Origin of the sequence: Deinococcus arcticus, from assembly GCF_003028415.1 — a bacterium.
Classification (GTDB): domain Bacteria; phylum Deinococcota; class Deinococci; order Deinococcales; family Deinococcaceae; genus Deinococcus; species Deinococcus arcticus.
In genome coordinates, this window is sequence record NZ_PYSV01000001.1 from 203,452 (window position 1) to 220,584 (window position 17,133).

At 68.8% G+C, this 17,133-nt stretch carries 19 protein-coding genes; 10 read left to right on the top strand and 9 right to left on the bottom strand.

Going from position 1 to position 17,133, the window contains the following annotated elements:
- Nucleotides 1-9: 9 nt before the first annotated feature.
- Both C8263_RS00940 and C8263_RS19530 read right to left on the bottom strand, forming a co-directional pair.
- Nucleotides 10-462 carry a DUF4395 domain-containing protein gene (locus C8263_RS00940; RefSeq protein WP_107136215.1) on the bottom strand — a complete coding sequence of 151 codons (453 nt, stop codon included), beginning with the start codon at nt 460-462 and terminating at the stop codon, nt 10-12.
- 91 nt (nt 463-553) lie between these two features.
- Nucleotides 554-1,570 carry an excalibur calcium-binding domain-containing protein gene (locus C8263_RS19530; protein WP_233218562.1) on the bottom strand — a complete coding sequence of 339 codons (1,017 nt, stop codon included), beginning with the start codon at nt 1,568-1,570 and terminating at the stop codon, nt 554-556.
- Nucleotides 1,571-1,758: 188 nt separating this feature from the next.
- Between C8263_RS19530 and C8263_RS00950 the strand changes: the two genes are divergently transcribed.
- From C8263_RS00950 to C8263_RS00965, 4 genes are all read left to right on the top strand, one after another.
- A complete protein-coding gene (locus C8263_RS00950) occupies nt 1,759-2,151 on the top strand; it encodes a protease inhibitor I42 family protein (protein ID WP_146160541.1) in 393 nt (130 codons plus the stop codon).
- 7 nt (nt 2,152-2,158) lie between these two features.
- Nucleotides 2,159-2,434 (top strand): hypothetical protein, encoded by a 276-nt coding sequence (locus tag C8263_RS00955; RefSeq protein WP_233218563.1) that lies wholly within the window; start codon nt 2,159-2,161, stop codon nt 2,432-2,434.
- 49 nt (nt 2,435-2,483) lie between these two features.
- Entirely contained in the window at nt 2,484-3,014 is a 531-nt protein-coding gene (locus C8263_RS00960) for a phosphoribosyltransferase family protein (protein ID WP_107136464.1), read from the top strand.
- Between the two features lie 105 nt (nt 3,015-3,119).
- On the top strand, nt 3,120-3,662 hold the full coding sequence (locus C8263_RS00965; RefSeq protein ID WP_107136217.1) for a phosphoribosyltransferase family protein: 543 nt from the start codon (nt 3,120-3,122) through the stop codon (nt 3,660-3,662).
- 97 nt (nt 3,663-3,759) lie between these two features.
- Here C8263_RS00965 and C8263_RS00970 read toward each other — a convergent pair whose 3' ends face one another.
- Entirely contained in the window at nt 3,760-4,749 is a 990-nt protein-coding gene (locus C8263_RS00970; protein ID WP_107136218.1) for an NADPH:quinone oxidoreductase family protein, read from the bottom strand.
- Between the two features lie 136 nt (nt 4,750-4,885).
- Between C8263_RS00970 and C8263_RS00975 the strand changes: the two genes are divergently transcribed.
- From C8263_RS00975 to C8263_RS00990, 4 genes are all read left to right on the top strand, one after another.
- The gene (locus C8263_RS00975; protein WP_107136219.1) at nt 4,886-6,973 is read left to right on the top strand and encodes a 3-hydroxyacyl-CoA dehydrogenase NAD-binding domain-containing protein; all 2,088 of its coding nucleotides are present in this window, start codon (nt 4,886-4,888) and stop codon (nt 6,971-6,973) included.
- Entirely contained in the window at nt 6,970-7,416 is a 447-nt protein-coding gene (locus C8263_RS00980; RefSeq protein ID WP_233218564.1) for a GNAT family N-acetyltransferase, read from the top strand. Before C8263_RS00975 ends, C8263_RS00980 begins: the two co-directional genes overlap by 4 nt.
- A gap of 21 nt (nt 7,417-7,437) precedes the next feature.
- Nucleotides 7,438-8,628 (top strand): acetyl-CoA C-acyltransferase, encoded by a 1,191-nt coding sequence (locus tag C8263_RS00985; RefSeq protein ID WP_107136220.1) that lies wholly within the window; start codon nt 7,438-7,440, stop codon nt 8,626-8,628.
- Nucleotides 8,629-8,722: 94 nt separating this feature from the next.
- Nucleotides 8,723-9,673, top strand: coding sequence for a ring-cleaving dioxygenase (locus C8263_RS00990; protein ID WP_107136221.1), 951 nt, complete (start codon nt 8,723-8,725; stop codon nt 9,671-9,673).
- Nucleotides 9,674-9,859: 186 nt separating this feature from the next.
- Here the strand turns inward: C8263_RS00990 and C8263_RS00995 are convergent, their stop codons facing one another.
- The 6 genes from C8263_RS00995 to C8263_RS01020 all read right to left on the bottom strand — a co-directional run bounded on the left by C8263_RS00995 (nt 9,860) and on the right by C8263_RS01020 (nt 14,874).
- Entirely contained in the window at nt 9,860-10,408 is a 549-nt protein-coding gene (locus C8263_RS00995) for a hypothetical protein (RefSeq protein ID WP_146160542.1), read from the bottom strand.
- A 110-nt stretch (nt 10,409-10,518) separates the two neighbouring features.
- Nucleotides 10,519-11,124 (bottom strand): hypothetical protein, encoded by a 606-nt coding sequence (locus C8263_RS01000; protein ID WP_146160543.1) that lies wholly within the window; start codon nt 11,122-11,124, stop codon nt 10,519-10,521.
- Between the two features lie 80 nt (nt 11,125-11,204).
- Nucleotides 11,205-12,584 carry a tRNA (N6-isopentenyl adenosine(37)-C2)-methylthiotransferase MiaB gene (miaB, locus tag C8263_RS01005; protein ID WP_107136466.1) on the bottom strand — a complete coding sequence of 460 codons (1,380 nt, stop codon included), beginning with the start codon at nt 12,582-12,584 and terminating at the stop codon, nt 11,205-11,207.
- 122 nt (nt 12,585-12,706) lie between these two features.
- Nucleotides 12,707-13,135 carry a hypothetical protein gene (locus tag C8263_RS01010; RefSeq protein WP_107136224.1) on the bottom strand — a complete coding sequence of 143 codons (429 nt, stop codon included), beginning with the start codon at nt 13,133-13,135 and terminating at the stop codon, nt 12,707-12,709.
- A complete protein-coding gene (locus C8263_RS01015; RefSeq protein ID WP_107136225.1) occupies nt 13,132-14,319 on the bottom strand; it encodes an amidase in 1,188 nt (395 codons plus the stop codon). Before C8263_RS01015 ends, C8263_RS01010 begins: the two co-directional genes overlap by 4 nt.
- Nucleotides 14,320-14,364: 45 nt before the next feature.
- Nucleotides 14,365-14,874 (bottom strand): LEA/WHy family protein, encoded by a 510-nt coding sequence (locus tag C8263_RS01020; RefSeq protein WP_107136226.1) that lies wholly within the window; start codon nt 14,872-14,874, stop codon nt 14,365-14,367.
- Between the two features lie 86 nt (nt 14,875-14,960).
- On the opposite strand from C8263_RS01020, the gene C8263_RS01025 reads away from it, so the two are divergent.
- On the top strand, nt 14,961-16,016 hold the full coding sequence (locus tag C8263_RS01025; RefSeq protein WP_107136227.1) for a hypothetical protein: 1,056 nt from the start codon (nt 14,961-14,963) through the stop codon (nt 16,014-16,016).
- A gap of 96 nt (nt 16,017-16,112) precedes the next feature.
- Nucleotides 16,113-16,766: an outer membrane lipoprotein carrier protein LolA gene (locus tag C8263_RS01030; RefSeq protein WP_233218565.1), complete on the top strand. Its 654-nt coding sequence runs from the start codon at nt 16,113-16,115 to the stop codon at nt 16,764-16,766.
- Nucleotides 16,767-17,133 lie beyond the last annotated feature (367 nt).

A 17,133-nucleotide genomic window follows, 5' to 3' on the forward strand; every position in this document is an offset into this window, starting at 1 on the left:
CTTGGGGGCTCAGCGGTGCAGGAGGGCGAAACGCAGGCGGCGGTACTGGAAATACATCAGGCAGCCCACGCAGATTTTCTGGGAGAGGTTCAGCAGCGCCAGGGCGACCACGGTCACGCCCAGCACTGTAGCGGCCAGCCAGAGACCGGCCAGGGACAGCGCCGCGCTGCCCAGCACAAACGTGCCGCCCACGCCCTGGGCAAAGTGGTGGGCGCGCGGGTCCTCGGCCACCACGTCGGGCTTCAGGCGCAGCCACGGCCCCAGCGTCTGGTAGGCGGCGCGCAGGGGCGAGAGGTCTGGGCGCACGGCCCCCAGCAGCATGGCCGCGCCCAGCACCAGCGCCAGCCCCGGCATTCGCAGGGCCAGCGCCAGCAGGGTCACCCCAATCACCGTGACCTGGTTGAACTTCAGGGCACTGAGATCCGTGTGCGCGGGCCGGGTGGGGGAGGACGGAGCAATCATTGACAAAAAAGGTAAACCTTTATGGACGACAAAACAAGTCAACAATTCACCGCGCGCCTCACCTGTCTCGGCAACCTGTGGCGCTCGCCGTTCAGCGGCCCGGGCTCTCGCAGGCCAGGCCGTCCTGATCGCCGTCCAATCCTGGGCGGTAACCGGGCTGACCCCGGCGCAGGGGCAGGGCCACGCCCGCTGCCCGCGCCTGGGCGCAGCTCACAAAGCCACCTGCGGGAATGGCAGAGGTGGCCGCCGAGCCACCAGCCGGCGCTGGGGTGGTCTGCGAGGCACAGCCCTTGCCCGGCTGCGGCAGGCGGAACGGACTTGCGGCCGCGCGGTTCACCTGATAGCCCAGGTCCTCCAGGGCGCCCAGCGTGATGGCGCTGACCGGGTTGACCCGCTCGGTGTAGTCGCCCGCGCTGCCCGACAGAATCTCGGCGCACACGGTGGGGCCCGCCCAGTGGCCCGCGTCGGCATCCAGCGGAATGCCGTTGCCCTGGCCGCCCAGGGCGCGGTAGGCGGCCAGGGCGCGCGGCGCGGTGTAGACCCAGCTGCGGCCCTGCGGGCGGACGAACGACCGTTCATCGGCCTCGCCGCTCAGCGACACGCGCGACTCTGGTTCCCACAGGGTGCCCACCCCCAGCGCGTGCAGCAGTTCGTGCACCATGGTGTCCAGCAGCTCGGCGCGTGAGAGCTCGTTCAGGCCCCGGGCATTCAGGTCAATCACGCCGTAAATCGGGAGGAACGAGCCGTCATGCAGCTCACACGGCATGGCGGTGGCGTACAGGTCATCAGCCAGCGGCTTGACCACCACGAACACAAAGAAGCGCCGCACCGTTTCTTTTAACCGGGGCAGGCCGTCGTCGCAACTGTCGGCGGGCAGATCCAGCTTGACGGGCTTGTACGGCGACTGGATCAGGGCCCCCACCCGCGTGGCCGCCTCCTGCACGGTCGCGCGCTGCCCGGCAGACAGGGGCCGGCCCAGAAACCGCGTGTCAATCACAAAAGGAGCGGCGCTGGCTTGGGTCCAGCACAGCAGCGCGACCAGGCCCAGCAGCCACCTCCAGCAGGGGGCAGGCCGGGGCAGGGACAGCTCAGGGCACAGCGTGGTCATGCCTCAACTGTAGGCGTCCTGTCCAGTCTGGGCACCAGGGGGCGCCGGGGGGGGTGGGGCCCGCCTGCGCGATACTGTGGTTTGTTCCGCCTGCCCTTCCCCCGGCCTGCATGCCGCGCGCCTTTTCCGGAGACCCTATGCCTATTCGAAAGCTTCTGATGTGTGCTGCGGCCCTTGTGACCCTGGGTGTGTCTGCCTCTCCCGCCGCTGCGCCGCGAACCCTGAATTTCACCGTGGGCCGGGCGGGCCAGGAGATTGCCGTGCAGCCCGGTGACCGCCTGCGATTTACCCTGAACACCACGGCAGGCACCGGCTACACCTGGCGGGCCCTGGAAGTGGACCCGGCCTACCTGACCCTGATCGAGAAACGCACGGTGAGCGTGGCCCCCGCCACGGGCCCAGGCCGCACGCCAGTGGTGGGTGGCCCCGGGCCCGCCACGGTCTACACCTATCAGGTGGTGGCTCCCCTCAAACGCGGCAGCCTGTCGCTGACCACGCCGGTCTACTTTGCCGAGTTGCCCCCGGGCCGTGCGGCGACCGTGCAGGTCCAGCTGGTGCAGTTCAATCTGGTGGCCCGGTAGGCCGCGGGTGACGTTTGACGAGCTGGCCCAGACCCGCGTGGTGACAGTGTCACGGCCCATTGCCACCCGGGACGAGTTGCGGGCCATGATCGAGCAGGCGGGGGCCTGGGGCTGGCCGCTGGCCACCTTTCAGGAAGAGGTGGGGGTGCGCCTGGACGGCGATACGGCCTATGTCACCACGTTTTGCTGGGCGCACCCGGGAACCACGCTGGCCAGGGTATGGAACGAGCTGCAGGTTGAACGGGCGCTGGCGTCGGCGGCGTGCAGCGCCCCCAGCGGCTGAAGCCTGGGGCGGCGGGCAGACCCAGAGCCTGCGTATTACACTGCCCAGCGTGAAGACGTTTCAGGTTCAGGTGGGTCGCGTGACCCGTGATTTGCCTATCGTGTCTGTGGCCCCAGGGGTCAGCGTGGCCCTGTTCAACATGCTGGGCGACACCGAAGTGACGGAAGAAGCCGGGCGCGAACTGGCCGCCCGCCTGCCCGCCGACATTGAGGTGCTGGTCACCCCTGAGGTCAAGGCCCTGAGTCTGGCGCATGTGATCAGCCGGGAGAGCGGCCTGCCGTATATCGTGATTCGCAAGACCCAGAAGCCCTACATGGTGGACCCGGTGGCGCGCGAGGTCGTGTCCATCACCACCGGCAAGCCGCAGCTGCTGGTGCTCGACGGCTTTGACGTGCAGAAGATCCGGGGCCGCAAGGTGGCCATCGTGGACGACGTGGTGTCCAGCGGCGGCACCCTGCACTCCATTCGCCAGATTCTGGAGGAGGTGGGCGGCGAGGTGGCGGCTGTGGTGGCAGTGTTCACCGAGGGCCAGGAGCGCCCGGAAGTGACGGCGCTGGGGCACCTGCCGCTGTTCGAGTAACGCTGAGTAACGGCGCAGCCCTGCGGCGTGGCGGCTCTCTTCCCTGGGGACCGCCGCGCCGCTTTGCTGCCCCATGCCGGGCACAGGTGCGTTAGCCTGTGCGCCATGAGCACCCAGACGCAGGAACTGACTGTGACCATCGGTGGCGTGTCGCGCACGCTGCCCACCGTGCGCGCGGGCGGCATGGGCCGCGTGCCGCTCGTGGAGTTCATTGGCGACAGCGAATTCACCAAGGCGGTGGCCCAGGAGATGGTCGCGCTTATCCCGGAGGGCACCGAGGTGCTGCTGACCGTGGTGACCAACGCCCTGCCGCTGACCCACGAACTCAGCGACCGTTCGGGCCTGCCCTACGTGTGTGCCCGCAAGAAGCGGCGCACCTACATGCAAGAGCCCCTCATTCAGGACGTGCCCAGCATGACCCTGGGCGTGGCTGAAACCCTGTGGCTGGACGGCCCCCACGCCGCCCGCTTGAAGGGCAAGCGCGTGACCATCGTGCAGGACGTGGTCGCGTCCGGCGGCACCGCCCAGGCCCTGGCCCGGCTGGTGGAACGTGCGGGCGGCACCCTGAACGGGTATCTGGCGGCCTTCCGCCAGGGCAGCAGCACCCTCCCCCTGGTGGCCCTGCAAGACCTGCCCCAGACGCTGTAGCGGAAAGCGGTCAATAGAAAATCGGCCCGCCAAGCGTTCTGGCGGGCCAATCTGGTGAAAGGCCCAATCTGGTGAAAGGCCCAATCTGGTGAAAGGCTTAGCGCCCTGGCTCAATGATCACTTTGCCCGTGGTTTTCCGGTCCAGCAGGTCCTGAAAGGCGCGGGCACTGTCAGCCAGGGCATAGGTGGGCCCCACCTGCGGCACCACCCGGCCAGTGGCCACCAATTCGCCCAGCGCCTGTGCGGCCTCAGCAGTGGCCTCGCGGTCACCCATCAGGCTGGTCAGCCACAGGCCGGTCACCGTCAGGTTGCGCTTCATCAGTTCCACTGGCCGCAGCCCGGCCTGCTCGCGGCTGGCGTTGCCAATCACGATGACGCGGCCCCGGTGCGCGGCCATGTCCAGGCTTTCCTGAAAGCGCTTGCCACCCACAACTTCCAGGATGAGCGGCACACCTGTGCCCCCGGCGGCCTCGCGCACCTTCTGCACCCGCGCGGGGTCGTCCTGCAGCAGGGTCACGTCGGCGCCCAGGCGGCGGGCGATGTCCAGCTTCTCCGCGGTGCTGGCCAGCGCCACCACGTTCAGGCCCAGCGCCTTGGCCAGCTGCACGCTGGCGGTGCCCAGGGCGCCCGCCGCCGCCTGCACCAGCACCCATTCGCCGGCCTGGCCACGCCCCAGGGTTTTCAGGCCGTGGTACGCGGTAAAATACGACACCGGAAAGGCGGCAGCCTGTGCGGCGCTCAGGCGCTGAGGCACGGGGATCAGGCCAGCGGCGTTCACAGTGGCGTACTGCGCCAGGGCGCCGCTGCCGCCCAGAGCCGCCACCCGTTGCCCAGGTTGCACGCCCTGCACGCCTTCGCCCACCGTGTCCACAATGCCCGCAAATTCCATGCCCGGGGTGTAGGGCACGCGGGTGCGCGTCAGGTACTCGCCAGCCACCGCCAGGACGTCGGCAAAGTTGATGCCCACGGCCTCTACGCGCAGGCGCACCTCGCCGGGCCCAGGGTGCGGCGCGGGCACCTCCTGCAGCTGCATCACGTCGGGCGGGCCCAGGCGCTCGACCCGGATGGCCTTCATCAGCTCGGTCATGCGGGCAGCATACCCCAGCGCCCAGCAAAGTGAACGTCAACGTGCATTCTGAACGTGGGCGTGTTTGACCGTCCGGCAGGGCCCGTGAAAAGCTGTGCCCCGCCTAACACTCGTTTTTCAGCAAGGAGACCCATCCATGACCCAGACCCCCCTGGTCGAGCAGTCCCGACACGACGACATCCTGGTTCTGACCATCCAGAACCCCCCTGTCAATGCCTTCTCGCCCGGCGTACCCGAGGGCCTGAAAGCGGGCCTGAGCGCCGCCGCTGCCGACGAGGGCATTGCCGCCGTGGTCATCATCGGTGGGGGGCGCACCTTCGTGGCGGGGGCCGACATCAAGACCTTTGGCCTGCCGCGCGAGCAGGCCCCGGACCTGCGCGGCACTGTGCAGCAACTGGACGCCTTCCCCAAGCCCACCGTGGCCGCGCTGCACGGCACGGCGCTGGGCGGCGGTCTGGAACTGGCTCTGGCCTGCGCGTACCGCGTGGCGGTGCCGGGCGCCCGACTGGGCCTGCCCGAAGTCAAACTGGGCGTGCTGCCCGGGGCTGGCGGTACCGGGCGGCTGCCGCGCGTGGTGGGGGTGCAAAAAGCGCTGGACATGATGCTGAGCGGCACGCCGATTCCCGCCACCGAAGCCAGAGAACTGGGGCTGGTGGACGAGCTGATCGAAGGCGACCTGCTAGAGGGGGCCGTGGCCTTCGCCCGCCGGGTGGCTGGGCAGCGGCCCATCCCCAGGGTGAGTGAGCGCAGCGTGCAGGGCGCGACGCCCGAACTGTTCGCAGCGGCCCGGGAGGCCATTCAAAAGAGCCACCGGGGCCAGCTTTCGCCTGCCCTGATCGTGGACCTTGTCGAGCTGGCCGCCACCCGCCCCTTTGAGGAAGGCTGGCAGGCCGAGGCGCAGAAATTTATGGAGGCGCGCGAGTCGCCGCAGTCGCGCGGGCTGCGCCACATCTTCTTTGCCGAGCGCGAGAGTGCCAAGATTCCCGGGCTGGGCAAGGACACGCCGCTGCTGAACATTCGCGCTGTGGGCGTGATCGGCGCGGGCACCATGGGCGGCGGCATCGCCATGAACTTCCTGAATGCGGGCCTGCCGGTGACCATCGTGGAAACCAGCCAGGAGGCACTGGACCGGGGCCTGAGCGTCCTTCGCCGCAATTACGAGAGCAGCGCGAAGAAGGGCCGCCTGACCCTGGACGAGGTGGAGCGGCGCATGGCCCTGCTGACCCCCACCCTGGAGATGACCGACCTGGGGGGCGCCGACCTGATCATTGAAGCCGTGTTCGAGGACATGGCGGTGAAAAAGGCCCTCTTCACGCGCCTGGACGGGCTGGCCAGGGACAGCGCCATTCTGGCCACGAACACCAGCACCCTGGATGTGAACGAGATCGCCGCCGTGACTTCCCGCCCTGAACAGGTGATCGGCCTGCACTTCTTCAGCCCCGCCAACGTGATGAAGCTGCTGGAGATCGTGCGGGCTGAGAAAACCAGCGACACGGTGCTGGCCACCTGCATGGCGCTGGCCCGCAGGATTGGCAAGGTGGGCGTGGTGGTGGGCGTGTGCGACGGCTTTGTGGGCAACCGCATGGTCCACCGCTACGGCGAGGAGGCCCGGCGACTGGTGGAGGAGGGCGCCAGCCCGGAGGCCGTGGACGCCGCCATGAACGCCCTGGGTCTGCCCATGGGCCCCTTTCAGATGACCGATATGGCCGGGCTGGACATCGGCTACGCCATCCGCGTGCACCGCGCCCAGCAGCGCGGCGAACCGGAGCCCGACGGCTGGCTGGACCGCATCGTGAAAACCGGGCGCAAGGGCCAGAAAACCGGCGGCGGCATCTACGACTACGACGACACCCGCAGGCCGCGCCCGAACGCGGACATGCAGGCGCTGATCGAGGCCTACCGCGCCGAGAAGGGCGTGACCCCCCGTACGGTCAGCGCCGACGAGATCACCCGCCGCCTGACGGGCACCCTGATCAACGAGGGCGCCAGGATTCTGGACGAGGGCATTGCCCAGCGCGCGGGCGACATTGACGTGATCTATGTCTACGGGTACGGCTTCCCCGCCTACCGGGGCGGCCCCATGCACTCTGCGGGCGAACAGGGCCTGCAGCGCGTGGTGGAGGACCTGAAACAGTACGGCCACACGCCCGCGCCGCTGCTGGAAAGACTGGCCCGGGAAGGCAAGACGTTCGCGGACTTTGACCGGGAGAGGGCGCGGGGGTGAAGGCTGAGATGCAGATTCGCCGGGCGCAGGCCGGAGATCTGGCACAACTGCTGGGTCTGTACCGGCAATTGAGCCCGGGCTCGCCTCTCATGGAACCGGAAGTGGCACAGACAATCTGGGAGACCCTGCTGGCGGACCCAAAGGTGCAGGTGCTGGTGGGACAGAGGCGTGGGGAACTCATGGGCACGGTGACTCTGGTGGTCGTCCCCAACCTCACACAGGGCGGGCGACCCTACGCCCTGATCGAAAATGTGATCACTCGTGAGGACGCCCGTGGGCAGGGCGTGGCCAGCGCGCTCATGGCCTACGCCACCGAACAGGCCCGTGCGCAGAGTGCTTACAAGGTCATGCTGATAACCGGGCGGCAGGCCCCGGAAGTGCATCGTCTCTATGCCCGGAGCGGCCTGCGCACCGATGCGACGGCCTATTTCGCCCGCCTGTGAGGCTGAACAAAGGAGTTTGCTATGCCTGAAGCTGTCATTGTGTCCACCGCCCGCACGCCCATTGGCAAGGCGTACCGGGGCTTTCTGAACGACACCCACGGCTCTGAGCTGGGGGCGCACGCCGTCACGCACGCCACCGCGCGGGCCGGCGTGGACCCTGCCGAGATCGAGGACGTCATCATGGGCGCGGGCAACCCGGAAGGCGCCACGGGCAGCAACATTGCCCGGCAGATTGCCCTGCGTGCGGGGCTGCCGGTATCGGTGGGCGGCATGACGGTTAACCGCTTCTGCTCCAGCGGCCTGCAGACCATCGCGCTGGCGGCGAACAGCGTGATGAACGGCCAGGGCGATATTTTTGTGGCCGGCGGTCTGGAAAGCATCACCCTCACGCAGAACGAGCACGCCAACAAGTACCGCCTGCGCGGCGAGTGGCTCTCCGAGCACCAGCCCGAAATTTACATGCCCATGCTGGAAACGGCAGAAATTGTGGCCCGGCGCTACCACATTTCCCGTGAGGCGCAGGACGAGTACGCCTACACGTCGCAGTTGCGCACCGCCCGCGCCCAGCAGGCCGGGGTGTTTGACCACGAAATCGTGCCCATGACCGCTGACATGAAGGTGCAGGACAGGGTGACCGGCGAGGTGAGCCAGCAGACGGTCACGCGCACGCTGGACGAGGGCAACCGCCCCGAGACCACGCTGGAGGGGCTGAGCAAGCTCAAGCCTGTCTTTGAAGGCGGGGTCATCACGGCGGGGAACGCCTCGCAGCTCAGCGACGGTGCGGCGGCCGTGGTGGTCATGAACGGCGACGTGGCGCGTGAACGGGGCCTGAAGCCCCTGGGGCTGTTCAAGGGCTTCGCCGTTGCCGGCTGCGAGCCCGACGAGATGGGCATTGGCCCGGTCTTTGCTGTGCCCAGACTCCTGAAACGCCACGGCCTGAGCGTGGCCGACATTGATCTGTGGGAGCTGAACGAGGCGTTCGCCGTGCAGGCCCTGTACTGCCGCGACCGCCTGGGCATTGACCCCGAAAAATACAACGTCAACGGTGGCAGCATCTCGGTGGGCCACCCCTACGGCATGAGCGGCGCGCGCCTGACCGGCCACATCCTGCTGGAAGGCCAGCGCCGGGGAGCCAGGCATGTGGTGGTCACCATGTGTATTGGCGGCGGTATGGGGGCGGCGGGGCTGTTCGAGGTGTTGCCAGCGAAGTAGGACAGAGGCAGTGGATTGGGGGGGGCTTCTGCGGAGGGCCCCCTGTCCGCTGTCGAATTACAATTGCTTAACATTAAACGATTAGACTGTGGCCATGACCCGATCTCCCCTCGCTCCCCACGGGCTGCACCATGTCACGGCCGTGACCGCCAATGCCCGTGAGAATCTGCGGTTCTATACCGGCGTGCTGGGCCTGCGGCTGGTGAAAAAGACCGTGAATCAGGATGATGTCACCGCCTATCACCTCTTTTATGCCGATGCCGAGGGTAGCCCCGGCAGTGACCTGACGTTTTTCGAGTGGCCGGTGCCCCCCGAGCAGCCCGGCAACAACTCCATTTCCCGCACCAGCCTGCGGGTGCCTGAAGGTAGCCTGGACTGGTGGCAAACGCGGCTGGACGCTCAGGGGCTGCCAGTGGCCCGGGTGGTGCGTGCTGGGCGGATTCACCTGGACTTTGCCGACCCCGAGGGCCAGCGCCTGAGTCTGGTGGAGGGGGGCCCGGCCGGCGTGCCGTGGGAAGGCAGCACTGTGCCCCGGGAGCATCAGATTCACGGCCTGGGCCCGGTGGAACTGACCCTGCCGAACCTCTTTCCCACCGGGCGTGTGCTGGAAAAGGCGTATGGCCTGAGCGCCGCTGGCACCTACCCTGACCCTGAAGATGCCGGGCGGACCATTCACGTGTACCGCATGGGCGAGGGCGGCCCGCACGCGGAGTTGCACCTGCGCCTGGACCCGGCGCTGCTGCCCGCGCGGCCCGGTGCCGGCGGCGTTCATCACCTCGCGCTGCGGGTGCAGGACGACCAGTACCATGCCTGGGACGCGCACCTGCGGGGCCTGGGCCTGCGCACCAGCGGCGAGGTGGACCGCCACTGGTTCCGCAGCGTCTATTACCGGGAGCCGCAGGGCGTGCTGATTGAACTGGCCACCGATGGCCCAGGTTTTGCGGTGGACGAGGACCCGGCCCACCTGGGCGAAACCCTGATTCTGGCCCCGTTCCTGGAACCGCGCCGCCGGCAGATTGAAGCCGGATTGACGCCGCTGGACTGATACGGATTCCGGGCCCACCGGGTACACAAGCGGTTCAGTTCAAGCCGCAGAAACATGGATTCCGGGCGAGAAGCGAACCAGTGGGCTCTGCGTCGGGTAATGGGCGCAACAGACAGCAGGCCTTCAGAGCACAACCAAAAGCAGCGGCCCCCTCAGTTCAGAGGAGGGCCGCTGCGCTGCTGGCCTTTACAGCGTGCAGTCTGCCACGGGCAGGGCCTGCACACTCTGGCGAAGGGGCGTCACGGTGCCGTCTGAGGAGCGCGCCTGCACGTCCACGAAAGTGGCGCCCTTGACGGTGAAGGTGCGAACGGGGGTCACCACGATGTCCTGCGCGCTCAGGCCCTTCTGGCCGATGCTGAGGGGCGCGGTGTTGGGTCCCACCACAAACTCGAAGGTCGAGGGTTTGGCCGAGTAGCGGTCGCCCAGCGGGTTGGACGACACCGTGCGCGTGGTGCCGGTGTCGCGGCCCTGAAGGCGGGCGCTGACCTCGTTGATGGTGCCGTCCCAGTCCAGGGTGACGCCCAGGCGGGTGCTGAGGTTGTCGCAGATGATGGAGGTGCCTTTGGGGTAGACCGTGCCGGTGCGGGTGTCGGTGTAATCCGCCGGCAGCGTGTACTGGCTCTGGTAAGACAGCAGGCGGAAATTCCGTACAGGATCCACGGGGTCCACCACGGTCACGTTACAACTGGCCAGAACGCCTGAGAGGCCCAGTGCGGCGAATGCTGCTCTTTTCATGCCTCTCACTGTGCCTGCCGAAGCTGACGGGCTTGTGACGCTCTGCTGAGCGTCTCTGAGGACAAGCAAAAGGCGCCTCTGGGAAAAGAGGCGCCGGTCCAGGGAGTGATTTACTGGTTCAGCGGTTGGGCAGCCGAGGCCAGCGTGCACTGGCGGTACACCGGGGTCAGGCCCAGGTTGCGGCTGGTCAGGGTGAACACCGAAGTCTTCGTGCGAATGGTCAGGTCGGCATAGAAGCCGCCAGGCACGCGGTTCGCCTCGTTCACGGTCACAGGCTTGATCGGGAGTTCCGTGGGGTTGACCACGATGGAATTGGGCAGAAATTGTCCGGTCGCGCTATTGGCATCGAAGATGACGGCGTAGGTGCCGTCCGAACGCTTCTTCAGGCTGCCGGCAGGGACGTCAGTGACGAAGAAGCGGTCATACTCGTTCGTCCTGTCACCGCGCAGTTCCACGCGCACCGAATCAATGTCGCCGGCCGCCGCGAAGTCCACCACCACCTGCGTCTTGCTGGCGCGGGTCAAGTCGCTGGGGTTGGTGATCCGGTCGCAGCCCACGTACTGTCCGGGCTGGTTGGCCGTGGCCAGCTGGGTGGCGTACTCGGTCTTGACCGAGATGATGCGCCCGCTGCCGCTGCCGTCGGGGGCGGCGCCAAAGCTGCCGCAGGCGGCGAGGGTGGTCATGGAGCCCAGGGCCATCAGTGCCAGTCGTTTCATGAGGCCCACTGTGCCGCCTTCACCTGATGCAAATGTGACGCCCGCCTGAGCGGGGCTTCAGGCGGGCTTAAAGGTTGTGTTTACGCCATGGCCAGTGGGGCACTCAGCGCCGCCGAGGCTGGGTCCAGGCGCGGCTGCTCGGGCAGTTCGCGGCCCTGGGCATCCAGAATCCGGCCGTACATCATGTGTGGGGTGGCGTGCTCAATGCGCACGGCGTAAATGCCCGCGCCAGCGGCTCCAATGGCCTTGGGCACCACCGTGGGGTGGTTGCCGCGCGTGTGCCCTTCCAAAAAGGCCGGGTCGTGGGCGTCGCCGCGCAGCAGCACTTCCTGCACCGTGCCCACCTTCTCGGCGTTCTTGCGCGCGCTCCATTCCTTTTGCCGGGCAATCAGGCGGCTCAGGCGCTCGGTCTTGACCTCGCGGGGCAGGTCCTCGAAATGCTTGTAGCTGGGGGTACCGGGGCGAGCGCTGTACGCAAACATATAGGCGCTGTCATAGCCCACCTCGTCGTACAGGCTCAGGGTCTCCTGAAAGTCCTCCTCGGTCTCGCCGGGAAAGCCCACGATGATGTCGGTGGCCAGCACGGCGTCGGGCAGGTGCCGGCGGATCTCGGCAATGTGCGTCAGGTACTTCTCGCGGGTGTATTCGCGGGCCATGCGGCGCAGCACGCGGTTGCTGCCGCTCTGCACCGGCAAATGCACGAACTCGCACACAGCGGGGGTTTCGGCCATGGCGGCCGCCACGTCTTCGGTGAAGTTCATCGGGTGGCTGGTGGTGAACTTGATGCGGCGAATGCCGCTCTGGCCCACCAGGCGCAGCAGCCCGGCGAAGCTGGGGTAGCCGCCCAGGCGCGCGCCGCCGTCCACGCCATACGCATTCACGTTCTGGCCCAGCAGGGTCACCTCCTGCACGCCGGCCGAGAGCAGCGTGTCCAGTTCGCGCCGGATGTCATCCGGGTGGCGGCTGACCTGGGGCCCGCGCGTGGTGGGCACGATGCAGTAGGTGCAGTGGTGGTCGCAGCCGCGCATGATCGTCAGGTGCGCCTGCAGCTTGCCGGTGGGGGGCGGGGGAATATGGTCGTGCAGCTCGTCCTTGAAGGCCAGGCCCCAGAAGCGCTCGTTGCCCTCCAGCGCCTTGCCAATGTCCAGCAGGCTGCCGGGGCCCAGCAGCACGTCCACGCCAAATTTGCGGGCCATCTGCTGGCCCTCGTCCAGCTGCGCGAGGCAGCCCATCATGCCCACCACCAGGGGCCGCTGCGCCTTGGTCTTGCGCAGGGTGCCCAGCACGCTGCGGACCTTTTCCACGGGTTTGCCGCGCACCGCGCAGGTGTTGATCAGCACGAAATCGGCCTCGTCCACCGTATCCACGATGGCGGCCCCGAAGCTGACCAGTTGAGACTGAACGAGGTGCGTGTCGTACTCGTTCATTTGACAGCCGTAAGTGATGAGATGCGCCTTGATACCTATCAACTCCTTCAGCCTGACGGAGGGATTCCGGGGCCTTTTGCACGCCCTGCACTTGCATGGGGGCGAACGCTGAATTGTACTGTGTGTGCCCGCAGCTGTGCGTTCCCTTCAGCACCCTACGGCACCCATTTCAGGGTGAGGGGATAGCGCACCGCATTCACAGTGAGGGTGCCCGTCAGGAGGTTGCGCACCTGCACCGCGCTGAGGGTGGCGCTGGCTTTGAGCGGAATATTGCTGATGCCAAAGCCCAGCACGCTGGCGTTCAGGCGCGCCGTCTCGGCGGGGGTAATGCGGGCGGTCAGCGTCTCGCCCCCCGGGCCGGGCAGCAGGGTGCCCTCCAGCACGAAGGTGTCGCCGCTGCTGAGGTTGCGGTAGGCGCCCTTCACCTCATGGGTGAGCGGATTGACGGTGTAGGTGACGCGCACGCGCTGGGGCAGCAGCAAGACCCGCATCTCGCCCTCGTAGGTCAGCACCGGTTGGGCCTGCGGGGCGGGGGCACAGGCGGCGAGGCCAGCAGCCAGCGCCAGGGGCCAGCGCCGCTTCACAGCGCGCCCTCCAGGGTCAGTGCCAGGCCCAGCAGGCGGTCGTCCTGCCACGGGCGGCCCACCAGCTGCACGCCCACGAACGGCCGGGGCGAGGGCCACGCCACCACGGGTACCCCCAGCAGGCTGAAGGGCGCGGTCAGGCGCAGGGCGGCGCGGCGCAGGGGCACAGGCCCGCCCGGCAATTCCACGTCCTCCTGACCCATCCGGGGTGGTGGACTGGGCACCCCTGGGGCCAGCAGCACATCAACGCGGGCGAACAGGGCGTCCAGCCCGGCGCGGTAGGCCGCGCGCCGCTCCCCGGCCGCCGCGCGCTCGGCCCCGGACAGTGCCGCCCCCTGCCGCAGCGCTGCCAGCGTGGCGGGCAGAAAGGGCGGCTCGGGCTGGGCCAGCGCTGCCCGGTGAACAGCGGCGGCCTCACCCAGCACGGTGGGCGAATAGGCGTCCAGCACCTCGGGAAAGGCGACCGGGTGAACCTCGGCGCCCAGGGCCTGCAACTGCGCGGCCACGGCCTGGGTGGCGGCGGCCGCCTCCGGGGTCACCCAGTCGCCGGGCAGCCACAGGCCCACCTGCACGCCGGTCCAGGGTGCGGAGCGAATGGGCTGGCCGGTCAGGGCCGCGTGCACCCGGGCCACCGTCCGCACGTCGCGCGCCAGCGGGCCCGCGTGATCGCAGCTGGGTGAAAGGGGCAGGGCGCCCTGGGTGGGCCACGCTGGGTGGTCCTTGGTGGGTTTGAAGCCCACGACCCCGCACCACGCCGCCGGAATGCGGATGCTGCCGCCAGTGTCGGTGCCCAGGGCAAAGTCCACCTGCCCCAGCGCCACGCTTACCGCCGCGCCGCTGCTGCTGCCGCCGGGCATGTGGCCGGGCAAGACGGGGTGCTCGGTGCCGCCGAAGCCGTTGGCGCCGGTGATACCCAGGGCAATTTCATGCAGCTGCGTCTTGCCAGCGGCGCTGGCGCCCAGGGCCAGCAGGCGGGCCACCAGCGGACTGGGCCCGGGGTCGGGCACCGGGGCGCGGGTGCTGGCCTGCAGCGGCCAGCCGGGCACGCCGAACAGGTCTTTCACGCTGAAGGTCAGCCCGGCCAGGGGGCCCCCCGCCGCGCCGGCCAGGGGAGAGGCGGGGCGGTAGGCCCAGGCGCGCTGGGGATCGGGCAGGGGCAGCTGGGGCGGAGGAGAGACGCTCACGCGCTTCAGGGTAAAGGAGTAAAGGAGTTACGCCGGGAAGCCGCGTCAGAACGGCAGGATGGCCGGCTGCTTCCACTGCCCCTGCGCCAGCGTGAACGGGCCGAACGACTGCAGGCCCAGCGGCCCCAGGTCGGTGCTGAACTGGCCGTCCAGGCGGTAGGTGACGAGCTGGCCCCGCGCCACCTTCAGGAAGGAGGCGGCCGTGTTCAGCGACACCGGAATGGACAGCTCGGCAGGTTGCTGGGCTTCGCCGCGCGCCGGAATCGCCACGTTGGGAAAGCTCACCTGCCCCACTTCAAAGCCGTCAATGACCAGGGCGCCGCCCAGGTTGGCCAGCCGCAGCGGCAGTGGATTGGGGTTGGTCACGCGCAGGGTCAGGCTCAGGTCGGCCACGGGGGCGGCGCCCAGGCCGCCGGGCAGGGTCAGCCGGGTCAGGCGGAGATCCTGCACCGCCACCTGCGGCACCTGAAACACCTGCTGCAGCGGCGCGCAGGCACTGAGAGCGCCGCACAGCACAGCGGCAAATGAGACGGGCAGCAGGCGGCGTCCGGGCATGGCCTCACCTTAACGCGCCGGTCTGGCCAGAATCTGACCGGGCCGGGGACGGGAAGCGGCGCCAGTGCCCCTGCTACGCTGCCCGCATGCCCCGTGTTGCGCCGCGCCTGTTGCCCTTCGTTCTCTCTGGCCTGCTGGCGGGCGCCGCCCAGGCGGCCACCCTGGACTTTGGGGTGGCGTACGCGCAGCCCGCAACCGGGCTGTGGGGCCGCGCCGGGCTCAGCGACCTGGAGGTGCTGGGCGGCACCGCCGCGTTTGGCCTGAGCCCCCGGGCGCTGGACCTGACTTACAGCCGGGGGCTGGCGCTGCCGCCGCTGGGCGCCGTGAATGCGCGCGCGGACCTCGCGCTGACCTGGCAGGGCGGCGTGCGCGCCGGCAGCCGCCTGACAGGCAGCGTGGGCCCTGTGGCCCTGAACCTGGGGTTGACGGCCTTCACCGTGGGCGCGCAGGCGGTCAATCCCCTGGCCCCCTTTGCCGAGGCCCCCACCGATCTGCGCGAACGTGGGCTGACAGGGGACGGGGCGCTGCGCTACCGCCTGTCGCGGGAACTGGTGGTGGTGGCGGGCGGCGAATTCGGCGCGCAGCCGCATCTGCTGGCCGGGATCGAGGGCCGCCGCGTGCTGACCCGCGCCCTGCCTGCCGAGGAAACTCTGGCGGAACCGGCGGTGGGTGCTGCGTCCGGCGAAGGGAGTCCGGCAGACTCCAGCGCCGAACCTGGGCCCCCAGGCGCCGCCCCAGCCGAACCCACCCCCGAAGCCGAGCAGGAGACGGTGGGCACCCTGTCCTGGCGCCTGGGGGCCCGGGCCGGCCGGGGGGTACTGGGCGTGACCGGCGGCCTGGGGTACGCCACCGAGAGCGGCCTGAGCCTGGGCCTGGACGCGCTGGTGGGCCCGCAGACCTTCGGGGTTACGGGCAGCGTCTCGGCTGCCGAGGTGCTGGGCGAGGGCAGCAGCCTGCGCCTGTACGCGGCCTATGAGCCCTGGCGCGTGGCCAGCACGCCCCTGCGCGCAGGGCTGGAAGCCACCTGGACCGCAGGCCCCGGCATCCTGGGCCTGACCGTCAGCGGGGGGCGCACCCGCAGCGGCGGCGCGGGCTACGCCGCGCGGGTCTCCTACGCCCTGCCGCTGGGCCCCCAACCCTGACCGCAGGCTGACGAAAAAGCGGCGCCAGGGCGACGTTAAACCCCCCGTCAGGTGGGGTCGGTCCTTCTCATGTGTGGCGGCGGGATACTGCCGCCTATGACCCGACGCCTGACCCTGACCCTGCTGGCCACCCTGCTGCCGGTGGCTGGTGCCCAGACCGCCCAGGACATTCTTGCCAAGGTGGACGCCGCGCAAAAGGCGGCCCGCGACGTCTCCTTCCGGCTCAGTGGCACCGCCGCGCTGGACACCAGCACCCAGAAGATTGACCTGACCATCAAGGCCATTCCGGCCCAGAGCGTGGCGCGAGTGCAGTTCGCCGCCCCCGACGCCCTGGCCGACAATGTGGTGGTGGCCGACAAGAATGAGGTGCGTCAGTACCTGTACCTGACCAACCAGATCACGGTGACCAGCACCAAGAAGGCGGCCGATGCGGCCGGGTTTGGGTTCGATTTCACCCAGCTGAGCAACACTGCCAACATGCTCAGCGGCTACAACGTGAGGTTGCTGGGTACCAGCGGCGCAGCGGGCGCGCGCCTGTACCAGCTGGAAGCCACCCCGAAGAACAGCGGCGGCGACCGCACCCGCGTATGGATCACCGAAGCGGGCTGGCGCCCCACGCGCATTCAGGTGCTCAGCAGCGGCGGCAAAACGGTGGCCGACCTGAATGTCTCCAACTACCGCATCAACAGCGGCCTCACGGCGGCGTCTCTGCGCGCCCTGCCCAAGGACGCCCAGATTATTCGTCAGTAACTGCGTGTGAACGGCGCGCGCCCGGTGTCTGCCCAGGACACCGGGCGCCGTTCTGTTTGGTGTTCGCGCCCACGCCGGGAGGCTGGCGCTGCGAAAGAGCCACGCATGACCAGGGCGGGGCCTGGGTGCGTGCCGCCTGCACGTCACCCCAGAACAGATACGAACTCCGAGTAGAGCAAGGCAGGAGCAACACGGGTTCCGGGCGTGGCACCCTTACATCGGCTCGGTTCCGATGTGTCGGCGGAACAGGCGGCAGTCCGTATTGAGTGATTCCTCGCCGCGACGGACCGACAGCAGCTCTCGCGCCGCCCCTGCGCCGGAAAGGCGCCCACGGCCGGCCTCTCCCCAGAACACAAAAAGCCCCCGC